Source organism: Pseudomonas sp. 21LCFQ010, assembly GCF_024129905.1.
Lineage (GTDB): Bacteria > Pseudomonadota > Gammaproteobacteria > Pseudomonadales > Pseudomonadaceae > Aquipseudomonas.
On record NZ_JAMYDZ010000032.1, the window covers coordinates 17,123 to 39,643 of the forward strand.

The 22,521-nt window shown below is 61.1% G+C and carries 25 protein-coding genes; 15 read left to right on the forward strand and 10 right to left on the reverse strand.

The genetic code is table 11. The features are described 5' to 3' along the window. Nucleotides 1-93 precede the first annotated feature (93 nt). Together NJC38_RS25655 and NJC38_RS25660 are read left to right on the forward strand one after the other, a co-directional pair. Complete coding sequence (locus NJC38_RS25655) at nt 94-534, forward strand: DoxX family protein (protein ID WP_253117728.1); 441 nt, start codon at nt 94-96, stop codon at nt 532-534. Nucleotides 535-753: 219 nt separating this feature from the next. Beyond that, nucleotides 754-1,065 (forward strand): hypothetical protein, encoded by a 312-nt coding sequence (locus NJC38_RS25660; protein ID WP_045491994.1) that lies wholly within the window; start codon nt 754-756, stop codon nt 1,063-1,065. Between the two features lie 16 nt (nt 1,066-1,081). On the opposite strand, the gene greB is transcribed toward NJC38_RS25660, so the two are convergent. Then, complete coding sequence (gene greB / locus NJC38_RS25665) at nt 1,082-1,570, reverse strand: transcription elongation factor GreB (protein WP_045491992.1); 489 nt, start codon at nt 1,568-1,570, stop codon at nt 1,082-1,084. A gap of 254 nt (nt 1,571-1,824) precedes the next feature. Here greB and NJC38_RS25670 point away from each other — a divergent pair, with 254 nt between their 5' ends. Then, entirely contained in the window at nt 1,825-3,708 is a 1,884-nt protein-coding gene (locus NJC38_RS25670) for a methyl-accepting chemotaxis protein (protein ID WP_253117729.1), read from the forward strand. A gap of 27 nt (nt 3,709-3,735) precedes the next feature. Here the strand turns inward: NJC38_RS25670 and NJC38_RS25675 are convergent, their stop codons facing one another. Further along, on the reverse strand, nt 3,736-4,485 hold the full coding sequence (locus NJC38_RS25675) for a helix-turn-helix domain-containing protein (RefSeq protein WP_257106648.1): 750 nt from the start codon (nt 4,483-4,485) through the stop codon (nt 3,736-3,738). A gap of 92 nt (nt 4,486-4,577) precedes the next feature. Here NJC38_RS25675 and NJC38_RS25680 point away from each other — a divergent pair, with 92 nt between their 5' ends. Further along, nucleotides 4,578-5,330 carry an SDR family NAD(P)-dependent oxidoreductase gene (locus NJC38_RS25680; RefSeq protein WP_045491985.1) on the forward strand — a complete coding sequence of 251 codons (753 nt, stop codon included), beginning with the start codon at nt 4,578-4,580 and terminating at the stop codon, nt 5,328-5,330. A gap of 57 nt (nt 5,331-5,387) precedes the next feature. Then, on the forward strand, nt 5,388-5,945 hold the full coding sequence (locus tag NJC38_RS25685; protein WP_253117732.1) for a thioredoxin: 558 nt from the start codon (nt 5,388-5,390) through the stop codon (nt 5,943-5,945). A 48-nt stretch (nt 5,946-5,993) separates the two neighbouring features. Here NJC38_RS25685 and NJC38_RS25690 read toward each other — a convergent pair whose 3' ends face one another. Next, a complete protein-coding gene (locus tag NJC38_RS25690) occupies nt 5,994-8,510 on the reverse strand; it encodes an ABC transporter permease (RefSeq protein WP_253117733.1) in 2,517 nt (838 codons plus the stop codon). Continuing rightward, nucleotides 8,510-9,193, reverse strand: a complete 684-nt coding sequence (locus tag NJC38_RS25695) for an ABC transporter ATP-binding protein (RefSeq protein WP_253117734.1) — start codon at nt 9,191-9,193, stop codon at nt 8,510-8,512. The genes NJC38_RS25690 and NJC38_RS25695 overlap by 1 nt, the downstream gene beginning before the upstream one ends. 10 nt (nt 9,194-9,203) lie before the next feature. Here NJC38_RS25695 and NJC38_RS25700 point away from each other — a divergent pair, with 10 nt between their 5' ends. The 3 genes from NJC38_RS25700 to NJC38_RS25710 all read left to right on the forward strand — a co-directional run bounded on the left by NJC38_RS25700 (nt 9,204) and on the right by NJC38_RS25710 (nt 11,214). Next, entirely contained in the window at nt 9,204-9,812 is a 609-nt protein-coding gene (locus tag NJC38_RS25700; RefSeq protein ID WP_045491979.1) for an arylesterase, read from the forward strand. Between the two features lie 57 nt (nt 9,813-9,869). Further along, nucleotides 9,870-10,151 carry a hypothetical protein gene (locus NJC38_RS25705; RefSeq protein WP_045491976.1) on the forward strand — a complete coding sequence of 94 codons (282 nt, stop codon included), beginning with the start codon at nt 9,870-9,872 and terminating at the stop codon, nt 10,149-10,151. A gap of 85 nt (nt 10,152-10,236) precedes the next feature. Continuing rightward, complete coding sequence (locus NJC38_RS25710) at nt 10,237-11,214, forward strand: L,D-transpeptidase family protein (RefSeq protein ID WP_045491974.1); 978 nt, start codon at nt 10,237-10,239, stop codon at nt 11,212-11,214. A gap of 144 nt (nt 11,215-11,358) precedes the next feature. Here NJC38_RS25710 and oprI read toward each other — a convergent pair whose 3' ends face one another. Beyond that, nucleotides 11,359-11,610 carry an outer membrane lipoprotei OprI gene (gene oprI, locus NJC38_RS25715; RefSeq protein WP_045491971.1) on the reverse strand — a complete coding sequence of 84 codons (252 nt, stop codon included), beginning with the start codon at nt 11,608-11,610 and terminating at the stop codon, nt 11,359-11,361. Nucleotides 11,611-11,777: 167 nt separating this feature from the next. On the opposite strand from oprI, the gene NJC38_RS25720 reads away from it, so the two are divergent. Then, nucleotides 11,778-11,960, forward strand: a complete 183-nt coding sequence (locus NJC38_RS25720; RefSeq protein ID WP_253117735.1) for a hypothetical protein — start codon at nt 11,778-11,780, stop codon at nt 11,958-11,960. Nucleotides 11,961-12,142: 182 nt separating this feature from the next. After that, nucleotides 12,143-12,436 carry a GNAT family N-acetyltransferase gene (locus NJC38_RS25725; protein WP_253117736.1) on the forward strand — a complete coding sequence of 98 codons (294 nt, stop codon included), beginning with the start codon at nt 12,143-12,145 and terminating at the stop codon, nt 12,434-12,436. 67 nt (nt 12,437-12,503) lie between these two features. On the opposite strand, the gene NJC38_RS25730 is transcribed toward NJC38_RS25725, so the two are convergent. Beyond that, the gene (locus NJC38_RS25730) at nt 12,504-13,580 is read right to left on the reverse strand and encodes a 3-deoxy-7-phosphoheptulonate synthase (RefSeq protein ID WP_253117738.1); all 1,077 of its coding nucleotides are present in this window, start codon (nt 13,578-13,580) and stop codon (nt 12,504-12,506) included. Between the two features lie 181 nt (nt 13,581-13,761). Here NJC38_RS25730 and NJC38_RS25735 point away from each other — a divergent pair, with 181 nt between their 5' ends. The 4 genes from NJC38_RS25735 to cysB all read left to right on the forward strand — a co-directional run bounded on the left by NJC38_RS25735 (nt 13,762) and on the right by cysB (nt 16,831). Beyond that, entirely contained in the window at nt 13,762-14,124 is a 363-nt protein-coding gene (locus NJC38_RS25735) for a thioredoxin (protein ID WP_144403405.1), read from the forward strand. Nucleotides 14,125-14,148: 24 nt separating this feature from the next. Then, the gene (locus NJC38_RS25740) at nt 14,149-15,129 is read left to right on the forward strand and encodes a putative 2-dehydropantoate 2-reductase (protein WP_253117739.1); all 981 of its coding nucleotides are present in this window, start codon (nt 14,149-14,151) and stop codon (nt 15,127-15,129) included. Nucleotides 15,130-15,232: 103 nt separating this feature from the next. Next, on the forward strand, nt 15,233-15,721 hold the full coding sequence (locus NJC38_RS25745) for a universal stress protein (protein WP_253117741.1): 489 nt from the start codon (nt 15,233-15,235) through the stop codon (nt 15,719-15,721). A 135-nt stretch (nt 15,722-15,856) separates the two neighbouring features. Beyond that, the gene (gene cysB / locus NJC38_RS25750) at nt 15,857-16,831 is read left to right on the forward strand and encodes an HTH-type transcriptional regulator CysB (RefSeq protein WP_045491959.1); all 975 of its coding nucleotides are present in this window, start codon (nt 15,857-15,859) and stop codon (nt 16,829-16,831) included. A gap of 118 nt (nt 16,832-16,949) precedes the next feature. On the opposite strand, the gene NJC38_RS25755 is transcribed toward cysB, so the two are convergent. After that, nucleotides 16,950-17,684: a phosphoadenylyl-sulfate reductase gene (locus tag NJC38_RS25755; protein WP_253117743.1), complete on the reverse strand. Its 735-nt coding sequence runs from the start codon at nt 17,682-17,684 to the stop codon at nt 16,950-16,952. Nucleotides 17,685-17,886: 202 nt separating this feature from the next. Between NJC38_RS25755 and thrH the strand changes: the two genes are divergently transcribed. Next, entirely contained in the window at nt 17,887-18,504 is a 618-nt protein-coding gene (gene thrH / locus NJC38_RS25760; protein ID WP_045491954.1) for a bifunctional phosphoserine phosphatase/homoserine phosphotransferase ThrH, read from the forward strand. Nucleotides 18,505-18,559: 55 nt separating this feature from the next. On the opposite strand, the gene pabB is transcribed toward thrH, so the two are convergent. The 3 genes from pabB to NJC38_RS25775 form a co-directional block, all read right to left on the reverse strand. Then, nucleotides 18,560-19,903 (reverse strand): aminodeoxychorismate synthase component I, encoded by a 1,344-nt coding sequence (gene pabB, locus NJC38_RS25765; protein WP_253117744.1) that lies wholly within the window; start codon nt 19,901-19,903, stop codon nt 18,560-18,562. A gap of 101 nt (nt 19,904-20,004) precedes the next feature. Beyond that, nucleotides 20,005-20,979, reverse strand: a complete 975-nt coding sequence (locus tag NJC38_RS25770; protein WP_162484360.1) for an alpha-L-glutamate ligase-like protein — start codon at nt 20,977-20,979, stop codon at nt 20,005-20,007. Further along, entirely contained in the window at nt 20,979-22,517 is a 1,539-nt protein-coding gene (locus NJC38_RS25775) for an inactive transglutaminase family protein (RefSeq protein WP_253117746.1), read from the reverse strand. The genes NJC38_RS25770 and NJC38_RS25775 overlap by 1 nt, the downstream gene beginning before the upstream one ends. Nucleotides 22,518-22,521: the final 4 nt, after the last annotated feature.

Below are 22,521 nucleotides of genomic sequence, written 5' to 3' on the forward strand. Positions count from 1 at the left end.
CGATTGTAATGCCGAGTTTTTTGCGATTTTCATATTTATTGATTCGATTATGATGGCGCCATTCCCGCTTATCACTCAATTGGAATCACCGAAATGAAAAATCTGATCAACACTGTTCTGTCTACCCGTGCCGGCCTGGGCATCACGGTCATCCGCGTCATCGTCGGTATTATCTTCATCGCCCACGGCAGCCAGAAGCTGTTTGGCGCCTTCGGTGGCTACGGTCTGGAAGGCACCGGCCAGTGGATGGAAAGCATTGGCCTGACACCTGGCTACCTGATGGCGCTGTTGTCTGGCAGTGCCGAATTCTTCGGCGGTGTGGCCTTCGTCATCGGTCTGCTGGCCCGTCCGGCCGCCGCGGTGCTGATCTTCCTGCTGGGTGTGGCGATCATCAGTGTGCATTTGGCCAACGGCCTGTTCATGGCCAACAACGGCTACGAATTTGCCCTGGCGCTGCTGGGCGGCGCGGTGGCTGTGCTGATCGAAGGGGCAGGCAAGCTGTCGGTTGACCGGGCGATTGCCGCGCGAGTCTGAAGCCACTGAATTGATCGACGCTGCCAGGACCGTGCATTGCACGGTCTTGGGCGTTACTGTGCTTGCGTTGCCCTCACTACTGGCCCTAAGATGGCCACCTGCGCCGATTTAACAACTACTTGCGGGGCGCCCGGCTCAAGCCGAAATACCGCTAAAACGTTGGTTCGGTGTTGCCTCCCACCGCTGCCCAGCGGAATCAGTGAGGCAGAGACCCAGAGCATGAGCCAGACCCAGCGCCGCCCCCTGCGTATTTCCCCCGTCACCGCCTATATCGGCCGCAAGAACCCGCGGATCCTGCTCGGTGGTGTGCACCAACCGACCCTGCTGCGTTACCTGGACGGCTGGCCGCGTAAAGGCGGCAAGGCCAGTGCCTTTCTGTTGCAGTTCGTCGATACCCGCCAGCCGTTGTCCGGCTACGCCAATGACCAGTTCGATCTGGCGGTGATCCATGCCCCGGATGCCGATAGTGCGCCGGCGGTGATCCGCGACCTGACCCGGATTGCCCGCCAGGGGCTTATTACCCTGGGCTGAAGGTTGCGCGGGCGGATCAGTTGCCTTGATCCGCCAGCCGATAAGCAATGCTGTTGATGTACCAGGTCGCCTGGCCATCGGGGATCTGCACCACCACCTCGTCGTCTTGCTCTTTCTTGAGCAGCGCCCGTGCCATGGGCGAGTCGATGGAGATGTAGTCGCTGCGGCCGTAGATCTCGTCGTGGCCGACAATGCGAAACTTCATGGTCTGCCCGTCATCGTTTTCGACTTCGACCCAGGCGCCGAAGAACACTTTGCCCTCCTGCTGCGGCGAGTAATCCACGACTTTTACATCTTCCAGACGTTTGCGCAGATAGCGCACGCGGCGATCGATTTCGCGCAACAATTTCTTGTTGTACTGGTAGTCGGCGTTTTCGCTGCGGTCGCCCAGTGACGCCGCCCAGGAGACTTTCTGGGTGATTTCCGGGCGATAAACCCGCCACAGGTGATCGAGTTCGGCCTTGAGCTTGTCGTGGCCTTCGCGGGTGATGATGTTGGTCGCCAAGCCGCCTCCGTTGGCAGGTTGATCAAGGGCTGGACGGCGCCCAGCCAGGGACAGGCGCTGAATATAACGGGCCGTGTCGGGGGACGGGAAGGTACATGGAAAGAAGGTGTAAATTATTTACTACTCTTTTGGCCGAAAAGGCTTCAGAAACCATGAGAAACAACGATACAAATGGCGTATTGGCTTGATGTGCCGTCATTTAGCTATTGCAGTACCTGTAAAAATATTCTTACAAATTATTCTGGAGCGTGCCTGTGAAAATCGTGCGAAAGGTCAGCCTGGCCGCGGCTGCCGTGCTGTTTCTTACGACCAGCCTGTTATCGTTGTCGCAGATCACTCAGGTGCGCGACACCCTGTATAAGCAAACCTCTGCAAGCATCGGCGAGTCCAGCAGTGCGCTGGCCCGGCAGATCGAGAACTGGCTCAATGCCAAACTCAGGCTGATGGACCTGATGGCGCAGAATATCGCCGCCAGTTACAGCCTTGAGCAGATCAACCTGAGCATTAACAGCCAAGTGCTCAAAGATGAGTTCATCATGATCTTCGGCTCGCTGGACGCCGACGGCAAAACCCTCAAGAACCTCGATTCCTGGCAGCCCAAGCCGGACTGGGACGGTCGTGTGCGGCCCTGGTATGCCCAGGGCAAGGCCGCTGACAAGACGGTGCTCACAGAGCCCTATGTCGATGGCATCACCGGCGAGAACCTGATTTCTGCGGTCACCCCGATCCGCAATGGCGGGCAGTTCATGGGTGTGCTGGGCGGTGACCTGCGCCTGAAAGTGGTAGTCGATGCGGTCAATACCCTGGACTTCAACAAGGCCGGCTACGCCTTCCTGTTGAGCAAAAACGGTACGATCATTTCTCACCCCAAGGCCGAGATGAACGGCAAGAACTACAGCGAACTGTTTGCCGGCCAGCAGCCAACGCTGACCGGCGGCTTGCAGGATATTCATGCCGGCGACAAGGATCTGCTGGTGTCTTTCACGCCGTTGAGCAATCTGCGCGGCGCCGACTGGTACATTGGTGTGGTGCTTGACGAGAAGATCGTCATGGCCGAGGCCGACAGCCTGACGTGGCGCGCCATCATCGCCACCGTGCTGGGCGTGGTCCTCAGCCTGCTGGTGCTCGGCACGTTCATGGGCCATCTACTCAAACCGCTGGATCTGCTGCAACGTTCGATCAAGGAGGTCAATAGCGGCGAGGGTGACCTGACCCGCCGACTGCCGGCCAACGGCACAGATGAAGTGGCGACCGTGTCCAGAGAGTTCAACGATTTCCTGCAAAGCCTGCAGAGCCTGATCAGCCAGATTCTCGGCACCTCCAGCCAGGTACGGACCAGCACTGCGGCCACCTCCCACGAGGCCACCCAGGCCGATGAGCGGCTGCAGCGTCAGTTGCAGGAACTCGATCAACTGGCCACTGCCATGCAGGAAATGTCGTCGACTGCCGAGGACGTCGCGCGCAATGCCCAGGTGGCGGCCCAGGCGGCGCTGGCGGCCAACCAGGAGGCCGAAAGCGGCGAGCGGGTGGTGTTGCGCTCGACAGAGGCGATCAAGCGGCTGGCCGGTGAAATGGAAGACGCCGGGCAGGCGGTTCTGGAGCTGGCGCAGTTCAGCGATAACATTGAGTCGATTCTGGGGGTGATCACCAGCATTGCCGAGCAGACCAACCTGCTGGCGTTGAACGCTGCCATCGAGGCGGCGCGGGCCGGTGAGTCAGGGCGCGGGTTTGCCGTGGTGGCCGATGAGGTGCGCACCCTGGCTTCGCGCACTCAGCAGTCGACCCAGGAAATCCGCCAGATGATCGATCAGTTGCAGGCCGGCGTGCGTCAGGCCGAGTCGCGGATGCAAAAAAGCCGCGACAGCGCCAGCAAGACCGCCGAGGAAGCAGGCGCAGCCAACGAGATGCTGGCGCGTATTCGCCAGGCCATCGTGCACATCAACGACATGAACACCCAGATCGCCACCGCAGCCGAAGAGCAGAGCGCGACCACTGAGGAGATCAATCGCAACACCACCAATATCCGCGACATCAGCCACGAAGTGGCTGCCGGTGCCGAGGAGCAGGTGCGTCAATGTGCGCTGATGGTTGAGCAGGTGGGCGAGCAGGGTCGCTTGCTGGGGCGCTTCAACGTCTGAGTCTGAGTTCGCGCCTGAACTGGCCGTTCAGGCGCTGGCCAAATGCAGCAGATCGCGCATCGCCCGCCGGGCCAGGCGGCTCATCACCGCCGATTGCAGGCGTCCGGCCGGTGCGCCGGTGCCCAGCGCGCCGACCAGTCTGCCGTTCAGGCGCAGCGGGATTGCCATGCAATGCAGGCCCTGTTCGGAGTTTTGCAGGTCCAGCGCAAACCCGCTTTTGCCAATCTGCGCCAGTTCCTGCTCCAGTACCGGGCCCAGTGCCTGCTTGCGTCTTATTCTGCGCAGCAACGCCGGGTCGTTGGCGAGAAATACCTTGCCCACTGCGGAGGTGGTCAGCCTGTCGCGGCGTGCATCGGCGCTCCACTCCAGTGGCCTGCCGTGACGGTCCAGGGCCGCCAGCGCCAGGTAGTTGCGGGTGCCGCCAGGTACGGCCAAAACACAATTTTCTTCGCACAGTTCGTTAAAGGCACGCAGCGCAGGATTGAACAGTTCGCGCAGGCGGCTGGCAGGCGCGGTGCCGGACTCGGCCAGTGCCCCCATACGCAGGCCCAGACTGTAGTGCGTGCCGCAGCGGTTCACGTAGCCCAGCTCGACCAGTGTGTCGAGTAGCCCGTGGCCGGTGCTGCAGGACAGCCCGGTGGCGGCGCACAGCTCCTGCAGACGCGCACCCTGAGGCTTGATCTTGAGCTGTTCGAGCAAGCTCATGCCGCGCTCCAGCGACTGGATAGCGCGATTTCGCGGGTTCGGCCTGCTGTCCTCTGGCGTATTTTTCGGCATTGCCGGAATTTCCCTGTTTTGCTTGAGCAACCTCACGAGCAGTGCGTGAGGCTCGATAGAGTACCTGCGTTTTCATTTTGCTGGAGCAGATTATGGATCTTCAACTCACAGGCAAGCGGGTATTGGTCAGCGGCGGCACCCGTGGTATCGGCCGGGCGATCGTGGAAAGCTTTCTGGCTGAAGGCGCACAGGTTTCGTTCTGTGCCAGGAACAAAGACGAGGTGCGGGCTGCCGAAGCTGCGCTTGGGCGGGATTGTTGTGGCTTCGCGCTGGATATCACCAGGCCCGCGCAGGTGGCCGACTGGGTCGCCAGCAGCGCCCAACGGCTGGGGGGTATCGATATCGTGGTACCCAACGTCAGCGCATTGGCGGCCGGCAGCGAGGCTGAGGTGTGGCGCAAGGCATTCGACACCGACCTGCTGGGTACGGTCAGCCTGGTCAGCGCCGCGCTGCCCTGGTTGAGGACGTCTCGGGCGGGCGCGGTGGTGCTGATTTCCAGCGTTTCAGGACGCGAAGTCGATCAGTTCGCTGAGCCTTACGGGGTGCTCAAGGCGGCGTTGACGCATTACGGCAAGACCTTGTCGGCGCGGCATGCCGGGGAGGGCATCCGGGTCAACACCGTTTCGCCGGGCAATGTGTATTTTTCGGACGGTGTCTGGGGCACCATTGAGCGCGAGCAGCCAGAGACCTTCGCCCAATGCCTGGCGGCCAACCCGTTTGGGCGCATGGGCCGGCCGGAGGAGGTGGCACGGGCTGCCGTGTTTCTCGCCAGTCCTGCCGCCAGTTTCATTACCGGCACCACCTTGCTGGTCGATGGTGGCCTGAGCCGTGGCGTGCAGTTCTGAACACCCGTCGGCCGCCTGCGGTCGATACTGATCAAGCCGATCCATCATGGAGAAATCATGGAAACTGCTGTCTGGAATGCCGATCCCCTGATCTGGGGCCACGGTCCGCGTACGTTCGAAGTGTTTCTGGAGCCGACGTGCCCGTTTTCGATAAGGGCCCTGAACAAGCTCGATGACTTTCTCGCCGAAGCGGGTGAGGACCGGGTAACCCTTAAAATCCGCCTGCATTCGCAGCCCTGGCATATGTTTTCCGGGGTGCTGGTGCGTTGCATCCTGGCCGCCTCGACCTTGCCTGGCGGCAAGGACACGGCCAGAAGGGTGATGGCGGCAATTGCTGCGCACCGTGAGGAGTTCGAGTTCGATCACCATGCCAGCGGCCCGAACATGGACGCCACGCCTAATCAGATCATTGCCCGGCTCGAAGGCTATAGCGGTGTGAAGCTGGCCGAGGCGTTCGCTCAGCCGCAACTGGAACATGCCATCAAATGGCACTGCAAATACTCCCGCCAGAACAGCATTCACGTATCGCCGACTTTCATGGTCGATGGGGTGGTGCACGATGCGATTGGGAGCAGAGACAAGCCGGCCGAGTGGATCGCCAAGGCGAATATCTGACACCCGCGTGGCGCCGGCCGGTCGTTACAGACCGGCCGGCGCGGTGACTCAACCCTCGCGCAACACGCTCAGCGGGCTGGCGTTGAGTGCCCGGCGCGTGCCGTAGACCCCGGCGCCCCCGACCAGCACGGCACCGATCAACGGCAGTACCAGCAGCCACGGGTGCGGTGCCCATTGCAGGTCGAAGGCGAAGCGGTACAAGGCAAAGCTCACCAGTTCACAGCCCAGCGCGGCCAGCAGGCCGCTGGCGGCGCCCAGCAGACCGAACTCGATGCGTCGTGACTTGATCAGCAGGGCCCGGCCGGCGCCCAGTGCGCGCAGCAATGCACCTTGGCGAATGCGTTCGTCCAGGGTCGCCTGCAAGCCGGAGAACAGCACCGCCACGCCCGCCGCCAACACGAACAGCAAGACGAACTGCACGGCCAGGGTCACCTGATCGAGAATGCTGCGCACCTGTGCCAGCAGTGCCTCGACGCCGAGGATGCTGATTGACGGGAAGGCGCGCGACAGCTCGACGATCTGCCGGTCATGACCCGCCGGCACATAGAAACTGGTCATGTAGGTGGTTGGTAGGTCGGTGAGGGTGCCGGGCTGGAAGATGATGAAGAAGTTCGGCTGGAAGGTGTCCCAGTTGACATCGCGCAGACTGGTGACCACGGTTTCGCGGGTCAGGCCGCCGACGTTGAAACCCAGACGGTCGCCAAGCTTGATGTTCAGGCTGTCGGCCAGCTTGGCTTCCACCGAGACACCGGGCACGGCATCGGTGGCCGGTGCCGGGGCGTTGCTGTCCCACCAGCGGCCGGCCGTGATGCTGTTGCCCTCGGGCATGGCAGCGGCCCAGGTCAGGTTCAGGTCGCGGCGGGTGGCGTTTTCGCCCCGCGAGTCTTTGGTGACGAACTGGCCGACCGGCTCGCTGTTGATCGTCATCAAGCGTCCCGGCACCACTGGGTACAGGGGCGCTGCGTGGCTCGACAGGCCGGTGAGGGTCTGACTGAAGCGATCCTTGTCGGCAGGCAGGACATTGAGGACGAAGTAGTTCGGAGCATCTTCAGGCAACTGATTCTGCCAGGTGTCGAGCAGTTCACCGCGCAACAAGGCGATCAAGCCCATCGCCAACAGAATCAACCCGAAGGCCAGCGACTGTCCGGCGGCCGCCAGCGGGTGGCGCAACAGCTGGCCTAGGCCCAGGCGCCAGGGCAGTGGCGCCCCGGCCAACAGCCGGCGCAGGCTGTTGAGGCCGATCAGCAGCAGAGCACCGAACACCACGGCAGCGAGAATACCGCCACCCAGCAATGCGAAGGTCAGCACCAGGTCGAGGCTCAGGCGCCACATGATCAGCCCCAGCGCGACGATGGCCGCGCCATAGACCAGCCAGGAACTGGCCGGTACCGGCAGCATGTCGCGGCGCAGGACCCGCAGCGGCGGGACCCGGCCCAGTGCCGCCAGCGGCGGCAGGGCGAAGCCGGCAAGGGCCACCAGGCCTGTGCCGATCCCTGCCAGGGCCGGAATCACTCCGCCGGGTGGCACGGTGGCCGGCAGCAGGTTATGCAGCAGGCTGAACAGGCCCAGCTGTGCCAGCCAGCCGATCAATGCGCCGCTGGCACTGGCCGCCAGGCCGATGACCGCCAGTTGCATACCAAACAGCAGCAGTGCTTCGCGGCGTGACAGGCCCAGGCAGCGCAACAGGGCGCTGGCATCGAAACGCCGGGCCGCAAAGCGCGCTGCCGACATCGCCACGGCGACCCCGGCAAGCAACACCGCCACCAGGCTGGCCATATTCAGATAGCGCTCAGCCTTGCCCAAGGCTCCGCCGATCTGTTGGCTGCCGTCGCGGGCGTCCTTGATTTCCTGGTGCGGTTGCAGGCCCGGCTCAATGGCCTGGCGGTAGGCGGCCAGCGACTGGGGCGAGCCGGTCCACATCTCGCGGTATGTCACCCGGCTGCCGGGCTGGACCACGCCGGTGGCCTGCAGGTCTTGCAGGTTGATCATCACGCGGGGGGTGAGGCTGTAGAAGTTGCCGGCGCGGTCCGGTTCATAGGTCAGGATGCGGGTCAGCTTCAATGGCTTGGCCCCGACATCAATGGTATCGCCGACTTTCATGTTGACTGCCGGCAGCAACCGCGCTTCGGCCCAGGCTTCACCCGGTGCCGGTCCTTTACCGGCCTGGTCGGCCTGATAGAGGTCAGGCGCGCTTTTCAGCTCGCCGCGCAACGGGTAGGCGTCGTCGACGGCCTTGATGCTCGACAGCTGAATGCCGTCGTCGGTGGCGATCACGCTGGAGAAAATCACGATCTGGCCGTGCTTGAGTCCCGCCTGCAAGCCGGCAGCGCGCTGCTCGTCAGTGGCAGGGCTGGAGCCTTCCAGAATCAGGTCGGCGCCAAGAAACTCGGTGGCGCGCAGCAGCATGGCAGCATTGAGCCGGGCGCCGAAGTAACCGATGGCGGTACTGGCGGCCACCGCCACCATCAGGGCAAAGAACAGTACGCGCAGTTCACCGGCGCGGGCATCGCGCTGTAACTGGCGCAGTGCAAGGCTGAACAGACGCGTCAGGGGCATACGTGCCATCAAGGCTCCAGAGGGGCGACCTGGCGCCCGGCTTCAAGACGGATCAGGCGGCGGCAACGGTGTGCCAGGCGCTCGTCGTGGGTGACCAGCACCAGGGTGGTGTTGCGTTCCTTGTTCAGTTCGAACAACAGGTCGCTGATCCGTTCACCGGTGTGGCTGTCGAGGTTGCCGGTCGGCTCGTCGGCAAACAGCACGTCCGGGTCGGCAGCAAAGGCCCGGGCAATGGCGACCCGTTGCTGCTCACCGCCGGACAGCTGGCGCGGGGTGTGGGTCAGGCGCTTGCCAAGGCCGACCCGCTCCAGCAGGGTCCGGGCCTGTTCGCGGGCGTCCTTGCGGCCTTCGAGCTCCATCGGCAGCATGACGTTTTCCAGCGCATTGAGGCTGTCGAGCAACTGAAACGACTGGAAGACAAAACCGACGTGCTCGGCGCGAACCCTGGCACGTTCGTCTTCGTCCAGCTGGCTGAGATTGCGGCCCGAAAGAATCACGCTGCCGGCGCTGGGCAGGTCAAGGCCGGCCAGCAGGCCGAGCAGGGTGGACTTGCCGGAACCCGAAGCGCCGACGATGGCCAGGGTGTCACCCTTGTTCAGTTCAAGGGAGAGTTCGTGCAGGATAGTCAGGTCACCTTCGGTGCTGGGGACCACTTTGCTGAGGTTTTGGGCACTGAGAATACTTTCACTCATGGAGAATCCGATGCGTGCGTGGTTATTGAATGCTGCTCTGGGGTCGTTGTTGCTGCTATCACAGGGCGCAGCGGCGGGCACAGTGTTGATCGTTGGGGATAGTATCAGCGCGGCTTTCGGCCTGGATACCCGTGTGGGCTGGGTGAGTCTGTTGCAAAAACGCATGCAGGAGCAGGGTTTCGACAGCAAGGTGGTCAATGCGTCGATCAGTGGCGACACCAGCGCCGGCGGGCTCGCGCGGCTGCCTGCGCTGCTTGCAGAGCATAAACCGCAACTGGTGGTGCTTGAGTTGGGCGGTAACGATGGCCTGCGTGGACAACTGCCCGCGCAATTGCAACAAAACTTGACCAGCATGGTAGATCAGTCACAAAAGGCCGGTGCCAAGGTGCTGTTGCTGGGCATGCGGATCCCGCCTAACTACGGGCCGCGCTATACCCAGGCATTCGAAGCCGCCTATGTTGATCTGGCCAGGGAGAAACAGTTGCCGTTCGTGCCGTTTTTCCTTGAAGGGGTAGGCGGGGTGCCTGCGCTGATGCAGGCTGATGGCATCCACCCTGCCGCCGCGGCCCAGAACACGTTGCTGGAAAACGTCTGGCCGACCCTGAAACCCTTGCTTTGAGGCTTTTCCAGCGGGGCGCTTTCGGCTAATGTTGCGCCCCCCTCACTGGAGCCCTCCATGCCGCGCCCTGCCTGGTCCCTTTTTGCTTATCAGATGATCGAACCTGACGAACAGCTCGATCTGTTCGCCTGCCAGGAAGCCAGGGTCCATTTGATCGCCCGACAACTGGTGCTGGGAGGCACCGCCGACCGGACGCTGTGCGGTACGTTGCTGCCGGCTCAGCCGCGCCTGTTACAGGTTGAGACACAAATACTTCAGCAAGAGCGCCTGTGCCCGCTGTGCAAGGCCATCCTTGACGCGCAGCGGCGTGGCATGCACCCGATCTGGCCGGAACTGTAAGCGGCGCGAGCCAGCAGGCTCCCGGTCGCGTCAAGCCGGGTGTACACTGCGATTTCTACCGTGTTTAGCCGAAGGATTTCACCGGATGTTGTCGCGCATTCCTGTCGTTGCCCGCTGTCTGTCGCTTGCCGCCCTGTGGGTCGCCTGTTCTGCCCAGGCCACCGAACTGCCCTTGCCGCCGCCAGGCGAGGATATCGTCGGCCAGGTGCAGGTCATCGATGCGAGGTACGAAGACACCTTCGCCGATCTGGGCACCCGCTATGGCCTGGGCTACCTGGAAATGATCGCCGCCAACCCCGGCGTCGATGCCTGGCTGCCTGGCGCCGGTACCAGGGTCACGCTGCCAACCCGCTTCATCCTGCCACCCGGCCCGCGTGAAGGCATCGTGATCAACCTGGCCGAATACCGCCTGTATTACTACCCCAAGGGCAAGAACGTGGTCTACACCTACGCCTTGGGCATCGGTCGCGAGGGCTGGGGGTCGCCAATCGGCAATACCCGCATCGTTGCCAAAACGCCGAACCCGACCTGGACACCGCCAGCGTCGATCCGCGCCGAACATGCGGCCGATGGCGATATCCTGCCCGCCGTAGTGCCTGCCGGCCCTGACAACCCGCTAGGACCGTTCAAGTTCGGCCTGGGTATGTCTGGCTACCTGATCCACGGCTCGAACAAAAAGTTCGGCATCGGCATGCGCACCAGCCACGGCTGCTTTCGGATGTACAACAACGACGTCCTGACCCTGGCTGACATGGCCCCGGTTGGCACCTCGGTGCGCATCATCAACGAACCTTACAAATTCGGTGTCAGCGGCGGCAAGGTCTACCTTGAAGCCCACACCCCGCTCGATGAGCAAGGCAACCCTTCGGTCGTCGACAAGCACACTGCGGTGATCAATAGCTTGCTCAAGCACGAGGACCTGGCCAACAACATGCGCACCAACTGGGATCTGGTGCGTGACGTCGTAGCGGCGGAAGACGGCATCCCGACCGAAATCGCCGTGCCGGCCGCCAATACCCCGGCGGTGCCTGTGCAGGACAATGTGCAGGCGGTGTTTCAGTAATTGATGAAAGCGCTGGGCAGGGAAGCCTATTGCGCTAAATTGAACCGTTCGCGGCTGAAGCCGCTCCTGCGCCGCCGGTTCCCCAGGCAATAAAAAAGGCCGACCCGCGAGCGGGTCGGCCTTTTCACAATCCCGAAGGGACTATTACTTGCGGCTAGCCTTGTCCAGCATGCGCAGAGCACGCTCGTTGGCTTCGTCGGCAGTTTGCTGAGCTTTCTGAGCAGCAGCCAGAGCTTCGTCAGCCTTACGGTAGGCTTCGTCAGCACGAGCTTGTGCACGTGCGGCTGCATCTTCAGTAGCAGTCAGACGAGCTTCGGTTTCTTTGGAGACGCTGCTGCAACCGGTGGCCAGAACGGCGGCCAGAGCCAGAGCAGAGAATTTCAGAACGTTGTTCATCGTGTTCCCCTTCAAGGACTTATTTCAAATTCGTCATCTCTCGAAAGTGAGAAAATGACTGGCGTACATAGTACTCATTGTTTGTAGTAAGTAAACGGACGAAGCGCAAGATACCCACAAAATTCTTGTCGCTGAAAGTCTTTCGTCATACTTCTCAAGTGGATTGTATGAAAACTATCCACTTCGGCCTGACGGACGAGCTGTTGTTGATTGCTGTTCAGGGTCTTTGCAAAAGCCTGGGCAGCCTGTGGCGTGATGTCACAGTGACTTTAGCGGTCATCAAGGCGTCTCAATGGACAACTTGCGACAGTGTCAGGTTCCATTATCAAACAGCAGATTGCAGGGTCTGATTTTTAACGGACGGTTTGCTTGAGTAGATTGGACAATCACGCCTACTATTTGGTAGTGCTGTTCAGGTTGATAGGCGATGTGTCGGTCGTTACCTGTACAACACAGGGCGGCATAGAGGTTCCTTCGCCGGAAAAACATCGGTAAGGTAGGGGTCCAATTCCAAGACCCGCTAGGAGTAATGATGAGCGAGGCGTTGTCCATTGAACATGATCAGGCCAAACATCAGTTTGCAGTCGAGATCGACGGCCATCGCGCCTATTTGACCTACATGGACCTGGGCAAGCAGACCCTGGATTTCTATCGCACCTTCGTGCCTGATGCCCTGCGCGGTCGCGGTATTGCGGCAGCGCTGACTGAGCATGCGCTGGCCTTTGCTGACCAGGGCGGCTATACCGTGATTCCATCGTGCTCGTACGTCGAGCGTTACATGGAGCGCCATCAGCGCCGTAGCGGCGCCCAGGATGTGATTGGCTGATCGGTCACCCAGAATTGAAAACGCCGGGCTTTGCCCGGCGTTTTGCATTGTGCTCTGGCGCTGAGCCTCAGCCGCGGTTACGCGCGGGCAATACGTCCTTGAGCTTGGCATGCATGCTGCGCAGGGTCTTTTCAGTCGCCGACCAGTCAATGCAGGCGTCGGTGATCGATACGCCGTATTGCAGCTCTGCCAGGTCTTTCGGAATCGACTGGCAACCCCAGTTAAGGTGGCTTTCAACCATCAAACCGATAATCGACTGGTTGCCTTCGAGAATCTGGTTGGCCACGTTCTCCATGACCAGTGGCTGCAGGCCCGGGTCCTTGTTGGAGTTGGCGTGGCTGCAATCGACCATGATGTTCGGGCGGATCTTGGCCTTGCTGAGGTCTTGCTCGCACAGTGCGACGCTGACCGAATCATAGTTGGGCTTGCCGTTGCCGCCACGCAACACCACGTGGCCATAGGCATTGCCTTTGGTCGTGACGATGGACACGCCGCCTTCCTGGTTGATGCCCAGGAAGCGGTGCGGCTTGGAAACCGACTGCAGGGCGTTGATCGCTACGGTCAGGCCGCCATCGGTGCCGTTCTTGAAACCCACTGCCGAAGACAGGCCCGAGGCCATTTCCCGGTGGGTCTGCGATTCGGTGGTGCGGGCGCCGATCGCCGACCAGCTGATCAGGTCCTGCAGGTACTGCGGCGAGATCGGGTCCAGCGCCTCGGTGGCGGTAGGCAGGCCCATCTCGGCCAGATCCAGCAGCAGTTGCCGACCAATGTGCAGGCCGTCCTGGATCTTGAACGAGTCGTCCAGGTACGGGTCGTTGATCAGGCCTTTCCAGCCCACCGTGGTGCGTGGCTTTTCGAAATACACGCGCATGACCAGATAGAGCGTGTCCGACACTTCAGCGGACAGCGCCTTGAGGCGCTCGGCGTATTCTTTGGCTGCCTTCAGATCGTGGATCGAGCAGGGGCCGATCACGATGAACAGGCGATGATCCTTGCCATCGAGAATGTTGCGGATCACCTCACGGCCTTCGCTTACGGTCTTGAGCGCCGCAGCAGTCAGGGGAATCTCGCGCTTGAGCTGATCCGGGGTGATCAGTGTCTCGTTGGAAGCGACGTTAAGGTCGTCAATCGGTAAATCGGCCATCGGTTTACTCATCTGGTCACGGTGGCTGGCCGCCGGCGGGCGGTCCCAGCATATTGAGCGTTGCGGGTGCCGAACCTTATCGCGTTAGCGCGTGTTTCTACAAGCTGGCGTTACCGTGCGCTGGCCAATCTGCGCCGCCCATGAGCGGCATATGAACAGTGACGCAAATCTCGATAAACTCATGCCTTGTCGTTCTGGAGCGTACCGCGTGGAGCAATTGCAGCTCACTGACCTTGATATTGACCGTCAGCTATTGGATTTGCCAGGCCGCTCACTGTTGCTGTTCACCGGACAAGGCTGTGCCAGTTGCCGGTGGGCTTACGAGCAACTGCCACACATGAGCTTGCCGCTTGAACGGTTGTGCTGGATCGACGCTGAACGTAACGGCGGTGCGGTGGCGCGTTATGAAGTGTTTCATTTGCCGGCCTTGTTTGTGGTGTGTGACGGCCAGTTTTATGGTGCGATACGTTCCTCCCTGAACCGGGTAATGCTCACTCAGGCGCTTGAGAAGGCCTTCGCCCAGCAGCCTGACGAGCTGCCCTGAGCCTGCCAACAAGGATCTGTGCCAATGACCTTAACGACTCAACGCCCGCGCATCGGCATCATCGGTACCGGTGCGATCGGCGGTTTTTATGGCTTGATGCTGGCGCGCGCCGGCTTCGACGTGCATTTTTTACTGCGTAGCGAATTCGCTGCCGTGTGCCGGCAGGGGTTGCGGGTCGACAGCCAGGTACACGGCCGCTTGCTGCTTGCACCGGTCAATGCCCATCGCAGCGCTGCCGACATGCCGCCTTGTGACTGGTTGCTGGTCGGCGCCAAGTCGACCTCTAACGCTGACCTGGCTCCGTTGATCGCCCAGGCCGCCGCGCCTGGCGCGCGGATTGTGCTGTTGCAGAACGGTCTCGGTGTCGAAGACCAGTTACGTGCCTTGCTGCCCGAGACCCTGCATATTCTTGGCGGGCTGTGTTTCATCGCGGTGTACCGCCAGGCGCCCGGGGTCGTCGTGCATCAGTCCGGTGGTGCGGTCAATCTGGGCTATCACAGTGGTCCGGCAAGCGAGTCGGCGCAGCGTCAGGCGGTGGTCGAGGAGGGCGCAGCATTACTGCGCGCTGCCGGGGTGGACAGCCAGGCCATGGCAGATCTGCAGCAGGCGCGCTGGCAGAAGCTGGTCTGGAACGTGCCTTATAACGGGTTGTCGGTGGTGCTGCAGGCGGGCACCGGGGCACTGATGAATGACCCGGCTGTTCGCGAGCTGATTGTCAGCCTGATGAATGAAGTGATTCAGGGCGCTGCTGCCTGTGGCCATATGCTGCCGGAGCAGTATGCCCAGACCCTGTTCAGCTTTACCGAAAAAATGCCCGACTACTGGCCGAGCATGTACCTCGATTACCGTGAGCGGCGCCCGCTGGAGCTACAGGCCATTTACGAAGCACCGCTGAACGCCGCCCGTGCCGCCGGATTCGACATGCCACAGGTGCGCATGCTGTATCAGGCGCTGACATTCATCGATCGTCGTCAACGGGCGGATGTGCCAGCCGCCCTGGCATAAGCTGATACGGGCATGGCGGACCGGTGCCAGGTTCGCCGCCGCATTGGTAGGGCGCTGCTAAGCTCAATCAATCTCCGCCATTTCTGGCAGTTCAGGAGGTCGTATGATTCGTTCGATGCTGTATGCCACAGATCTCGGTCTGTACGCGCCTTACGTGACGCAACATGCGTTGGCACTGGCTCGAACCTTCAATGCGCGGCTGCACGTCATCCATGTTGTCGAGCCGCTGGGGCTGTTCGCCGAGTCGGTGCTACAGAGCTATCTGGGTGATGAAGCACTCCGGCAGTTGCACGGCAAAGGCGTGAGTACATTCATGGAAGGCATAGAGCAACGGATGCTCGACGGGTTTCGTGAAGAGCTGGGCGAAGGGCATCAGGACCTGTCCTTCATCCGCACGGTGCGAGTCGTGCAGGGCGATCCTTGCGATGTGATTCTCGAACAGGCACGTGAACTGGCTGTTGACCTGCTGGTCATCGGCAGTCACAGCCGAATGGTCGGGGAGGGCGCGCCGATCGGGCGTACCGTTGCCCGGGTTTTGCAGTATTCGGTTGTACCGGTTTACATGGTGCCCATGATGCAGAGCAGGCAGTGATGAAAAAATTGATGGCCTGAGTGAAATCGCGCGTGCCATTACGGCGTAAAGGTGATAAAAAGTTCTAGCTTTCTAACTCAGACCATTAATACAGTTATATACCGTCGCTGATGCCCATCTGCTTGAGGGATACCTATGAAGCTTCAACAACTGCGCTATATCTGGGAAGTGGCGCACCACGACCTCAACGTTTCCGCGACGGCCCAGAGCCTGTACACCTCCCAGCCGGGAATCAGTAAACAGATTCGCCTGCTCGAAGACGAGCTGGGCGTGGAAGTCTTTGCCCGCAGCGGCAAGCACCTGACCCGGGTCACCCCGGCTGGCGAGCGGATCATCACGACCGCAGGCGAGATTCTGCGCAAGGTCGAGAGCATCAAACAGATTGCCCAGGAATTCTCCAACGAGAAGAAAGGCACCCTCTCGATTGCCACGACCCATACCCAGGCGCGCTATGCCTTGCCGCCGATCATTGGCAGTTTCATCAAGCAGTATCCGGATGTGGCCTTGCACATGCACCAGGGGTCACCGACACAGATCGCCGAGATGGCTTCTGATGGTACGGTGGACTTTGCGATTGCCACCGAAGCGCTGGAGCAGTTCGGTGATCTGATCATGATGCCGTGCTATCGCTGGAACCGTTGTGTGGTCGTGCCGCAGGGGCATCCGCTGACCAAGGCGCCGAAACTGACCCTGGAATTGCTTGCCGAGTACCCGATCGTGACCTACGTGTTCGGCTTCACTGGCCGTTCAAAGCTCGACGAAGCATTCAGCAATCGTGGCCTGGTGCCCAAGGTTGTGTTCACTGCGGCTGACGCCGACGTCATCAAAACCTATGTACGGCTGAACCTGGGGGTGGGGATCGTCGCGCACATGGCGGTCGATGAAGAACTGGACAAGGATCTGGTGGCGCTGGATGCCAGCCATCTGTTCGAATCGAGCGTGACCAAGATCGCCTTCCGTCGCGGTACCTTCCTGCGCGGCTTCATGTGCGACTTTATCGAAAAATTCGCCCCGCACCTGACCCGTGAAATGATGGCCAAGGCCATTCATTGCCATAACAAGCAAGAGCTTGAAGAGCTGTTCGCCGGCGTGGAATTGCCTGTTCACTGACAAATACCAAAGTGAACAACTGCAGGAGCGACCTCGGTCGCGAAAGAGCCGATACAGCCTCCGCATTTGCGGCGTCTGGCCAATCTTCGCGACCAAGGTCGCTCCTACGCCAGCTTGCTCAAGCCTTGCTGATCAAATTGCCAGCGTGCAGCCCGCATTCTTTCTGGGTCGACTCTTCCCACCACCAGCGGCCTTCGCGCTCGTGCTGATTCGGCAGCACCGGGCGGGTGCAGGGTTCGCAGCCGATGCTGATGAAGCCGCGTTCGTGCAGGCTGTTGTAGGGCAGTTCCAGCATGCGGATATAGCCCCACACTTCTTCACTGCTCATCTGTGCCAGCGGGTTGAACTTGTACAGTGGGCGCTCTGGGGTCGAGAACGCGCCGTCGATTTCCAGGGCGGCAACCTGGCTGCGGGTGCCAGGGCTCTGATCGCGGCGCTGGCCGGTGGCCCAGGCTTTCACTGTGCTCAGCTTGCGGCGCAGCGGTTCGATCTTGCGCACACCGCAGCATTCACCGTGGCCATCCTTGTAGAAGCTGAACAGGCCCTTTTCGCGTACGAAAGGCTCAAGCTTGCTGTGATCCGGCGAAACGATATCGATGTCGATGGCGTAGGTCTCGCGCACCTTGTCGATGAAGCGGTAGGTTTCCGGATGCAGGCGGCCGGTGTCGAGGCTGAAGACCTTGACGTTCTTGTTGATCTTCCAGGCCATGTCCACCAGCACCACGTCTTCGGCACCGCTGAACGAGATCCACAGTTCATCGCCGAAGTGAGTAAAGGCCAGTTTGAGGATGTCCTGGGGGGATTTGTTGGCGTACGCCGCAGCCAGTTCGGCAACGTCGAATGGTTGGCTCATCAGGTGTGTTCCTAGTACTGAGGTGGCGCTTAAGCGCTCGTGGTGGCGGCCATGGTAACAAAAACTGTCTGAGTGTGAGCGCGTCGCCCTGCGTGGAGCCTCACAGTGGCGAGGTTTTTTCCGGATGCGACGTCAGCTTGCGCTGTGGCGACATTAGCCTCTAAAGTGCCGCTTCTCTCAAGATCCATTCAAGGAGTGTTCTGTGGAAATTGCCTGTCTCGACCTGGAAGGTGTGCTGGTTCCGGAAATCTGGATCGCCTTTGCCGAAAAAACCGGTATCGAAGCCCTGCGGGCAACCACCCGGGACATTCCCGACTATGACGTGCTGATGAAGCAGCGCCTGCGCATTCTTGACGAGCATGGCCTGAAGCTGTCCGATATTCAGGCAGTGATCGGCACCCTCAAGCCGCTCGACGGCGCCGTGGAGTTCGTCGACTGGCTGCGCGAGCGCTTTCAGGTGGTTATCCTCTCGGATACCTTCTACGAGTTCTCGCAGCCGCTGATGCGTCAACTGGGCTTCCCGACCCTGCTGTGCCATCGCCTGATCACTGACGAGACGGATCGGGTGATCAGCTATCAATTGCGCCAGAAAGACCCCAAGCGCCAGTCGGTACTGGCCTTCAAGAGCCTGTACTACCGAGTGATCGCGGCCGGCGATTCGTACAACGACACCACCATGTTAGGGGAAGCCGACGCCGGAATTCTGTTCCATGCGCCGGACAACGTGATTCGCGAATTCCCGCAGTTCCCGGCGGTGCATAGCTTTGAGGACTTGAAGAAAGAGTTCATCAAGGCGTCGAATCGTGAGTTGAGCCTGTAGGGCGGGCATCGCCGGGCTTCTTCAGTGGCGCAAGCTTTCGCCGCTGAAGCGGCTCCTACAGGCTCTCCAGGGTACGCAGTAGCACACCGACTTTGGTGAAGCATTCCTGATATTCCGCTTCACATTCCGAGTCGGAAACGATGCCGCCGCCGGCCCAGCAGGACACCTTGCCATCCTTGACCAGCAGGCTGCGGATGGCAATCGAGCTGTCCATTTCGCCGCGCACGTCCAGATACAGCAGCGAGCCGCAGTACAGCGCGCGGCGCTGTGGTTCGAGTTCATCGATGATCTGCATGGCCCGGATCTTGGGGGCGCCGGTGATGGAACCGCCGGGAAAGCTGCCGCCGAGCAAGTCCAGGGCGTCACGGTCGGCGGCCAGTTCGCCGGTGATGCTGCTGACCAGGTGGTGCACGTTGGGGTAGCTTTCGATGCTGAACAGCTCCGGCACCCGCACCGAGCCGGTCCGGCAGTTGCGGCCCATGTCGTTGCGCAGCAGGTCGACGATCATCAGGTTTTCTGCACGATCCTTCGGGCTGGCCAGCAACTCATCGGCCAGCCGCCGGTCTTCGGCAGCGTCCAGGCTGCGTGGCCGGGTGCCTTTGATGGGGCGGGTTTCAACCTGGCCCTGGTGCACCTGGACGAAGCGCTCCGGCGATACGCTCAGCAGCGCAGCACCTTCGGCTAACGGCATATAGCCCGAGAAGGGCGTCGGGCAGGCTTCGCGTAGAGCGGTATAGGCCGCCCACGGATCACCTGAGCAGGTGGCCTGGAAGCGTTGGGTCAGGTTGACCTGATAGCAGTCGCCTGCCTGAATGTAGTGCTGCAGGCGGGTGAACGCTGCGCGGTACTGGTCGGCGCTGAGGTTGGCGGCAAACGGGCTGTGCAGCCGGAAGGTGTCGACACGGCTATCGCCCGGTTGGCTGAATAGCTCAATCAGCCGCTGGCGCTCGGTGCTGGCCAGGGCGGGATGAAACATCAGTTGGCTGGTAGCGGCCTGATGGTCGCTGATCAGTGCCCAGGCATACAGCCCTAATTGGGCGTCTGCCAGTTGCAGATCGTCCACCGACTGGCCCGGCAGGGTTTCCAGGCGACGGCCGAAGTCATAGCCCAGGTAGCCCATCAAGCCGCCTGCGAAAGGCAGTTCGCAGCCTGTCGGCAGATTGGCGCTGCCAAGTCGGGTCAATGCCAGGCGCAGGCGTTGCAGGAAGGCCGCGCCGGTTTCCTGCTGTTGGCATTGCAAGGTTTCCAATGGCCAGGCGCTGCACAGGTCAAAGCGGCCGCGCTGCGCCGTCGGCCGACCACTGTCGAGCAACACGGCGCCGGGCGCCTGGCGAATCCTGGCGAAATAGACACCCGGATCAGGGGAGTACGGCAAAGGGTGCAGCGTGCAGGTTGGCATGCGTGACTACGATCAACGACGGAAAGGCGCTGATTGTAATCACCGACGCCCTATCAGGACAGACCCCTGTCGTTGTCTGGCTGGCGTGCGAAGTATGCGGGTCAGGCGGGCACGTGGCCAAACAGCTGCTGAACGAACCTTACCCGTTGCTCCGGGGTTTGTTGTTCATCGTTGAGCGCCAGCTTTTCCAGATGCGCTTCAATGGCATGGGTGCGCAGGGTCAGGCCGCAGTCATTGGCAATCTGGATGTTCAGGCCGGGGCGAGCATTGAGTTCGAGAATCAACGGGCCTTTTTCCTGGTCCAGCACCATGTCGACGCCGATATAGCCCAGGCCGCACAGCTCGTAACATTCGGCCGCCAGCTTCATGAACCCGTCCCAGTAGGGCAGTTGCACCCCATCCACCGCATTGGCGGTGTCGGGGTGTTTGCTGATGATGCGGTTCAGCCAGGTGCCTTTGAGGGTGATGCCGGTGGCCAGGTCGACGCCCACGCCGATGGCGCCCTGGTGCAGGTTGGCCTTGCCGCCGGACTGACGGGTCGGCAGGCGCAGCATGGCCATCACCGGATAGCCCATCAGCACGATGATGCGAATGTCGGGCACACCTTCATAGCTGATGCTCTTGAAGATGGTGTCGGGAATTACCCGGTATTCGATCAGCGCCCGGTCGCGATGGCCGCCCAGCGAATACAGGCCGGTGAGGATGCTGGAAATCTGGTGCTCGATCTCCGAACGGCTGACCAGTCGCCCGGAGACACTGCGAAAGCTGTCCTCGAAACGGTCGGCGATGACCATGATGCCGTCGCCACCGGCACCTTGGGCCGGCTTGATGACGAAATCATCATGGCCACCGATGATCTCGTCCAGACGGTCGATTTCCTTCTCGGTGGAGATCACGCCGTACATCTGCGGCACATGAATGCCGGCGCTGATGGCGCGCTCCTTGGTGATGATCTTGTCATCGACAATCGGGTACAGGCTGCGCTTGTTGTACTTGAGCACGTAGTCGGCGTTACGCCGGTTGATGCCCATGATGCCGCGCGCTTGCAGTTCCTTCCAGGTCTTCCACCAGCCAATCATTTGGCGTCTTCCTCTTTGAGGAAGGCGCGAAAACGAACCAGCTCGGTCAGGCGATAACCGCGGTAGCGACCCATGGCAAGCATGAAGCCGACCAGCACCAGCAGGATGGCCGGGAAGGTGAACACAAAGTAGGTCAGCTCCGGCACGGTCATGATCAGGTAGGCCAGCGAGGCGGCGAACAGGGTGCCCACCCCGACTTTCATGGCATGGCTGGCGCCGCGCTCTTCCCAGGTGATCGACAGCCGTTCGATGGTCATGGTCAGGATCACCATCGGGAACAGCGATACCGACAGGCCGCGTTCGATGCCCAGCTTGTGACTGAACACGCTGATGACCGCGATCAGTACCACCACGAAGGTCAGCACCACCGACAGGCGCGGCAGCATCTGTAGCTTGAGATGCTCAAGGTAAGAGCGCAGTGACAGGCCCAGCGCGGTGATCACGGTAAACAGCAGGATGCCGAAGTCCAGCTGGGTCTCGCGAAAGGCCAGGGCGATCAGGACCGGTGTGAAGGTGCCCAGGGTCTGCAGGCCGATCAGGTTGCGCAGCACCAGAATCACCAGCACGCCGATGGGAATCATGACCATGATCATGAAGCTCTGCTGGGTTTGTAGCGGCAGGCCGTACAGCGAGTAGGAAAGAAAGTCGGCGTCGGTGTTTTCATCGGTGAGCTGGGCCAGGCGGATGGCGTTCATCTCGCTGTTGCTCAGGGTGAAGCTCACCGTGGCCTTGCGGGCGCCATCCACGCTGACCAGCGGCTCGTCGCCAGTCCACCACAGCAGGCGATCGCCCGGCAGGCCGGACTCACCGGTCAATGGGTTGAAATACAGCCAATCCTTGCCGTTGAAGCTGCGCAGCCACAGTTCCGGAGTCTGCGGGGTGCCTGCTTCGAGGCGAATGGTGTGTACCTTCTCCATTGGCACATGCGCGATCGACAGCAGCAGGTCGACCACCTGGGCCTTGCGGGCCGGCGACGGATCGCCTCCGAGCAGCAACTTGGCGTTATCGTCGTTGCTGTTGTTGACCCGCTTGATCGCCTCGCTGACGAAGGTTTCGACATCCGCCGAGTGCTGGCGTATGGGGGCCAGCAGGGCGTCGGCGGCGATCTTCTCGGCCCCTTCTACCGGCAGGCTGTCGCGGAAAATCGGGCCTTTGGGCTTGGGTTTGTCAGCGCTGTAGCGTTTGGTCAGCACCAGCCGGTAGTACAGGGTCTGGTTACCGTTGGCGCGGCGCGATGACCAGGTGGCCTTGCGGTTGCCGTCGACGCGATTGACGCTGACCCCATAGTTATTGGCGATGAAGCTCTCGTTGAGGCTGATGTAGTCCTGGTTCAGCGGCGGAACGAACATCTGCACTTTGACCGACTCTTTGGCGTTGGCGAGGAATTCGATCTTGGCGTCGATATTCCACAGGTCGTCGGTTTCGTCTTCGGTCATCGGGATGCCGAGCACCAATACCTGCCAGGCCGTGATCGCCAGGCCCAAGGTGACCAGGACGCCGATCAGGATTTTCAGGTGAAGGGTAAGAGCGCGCATGGGA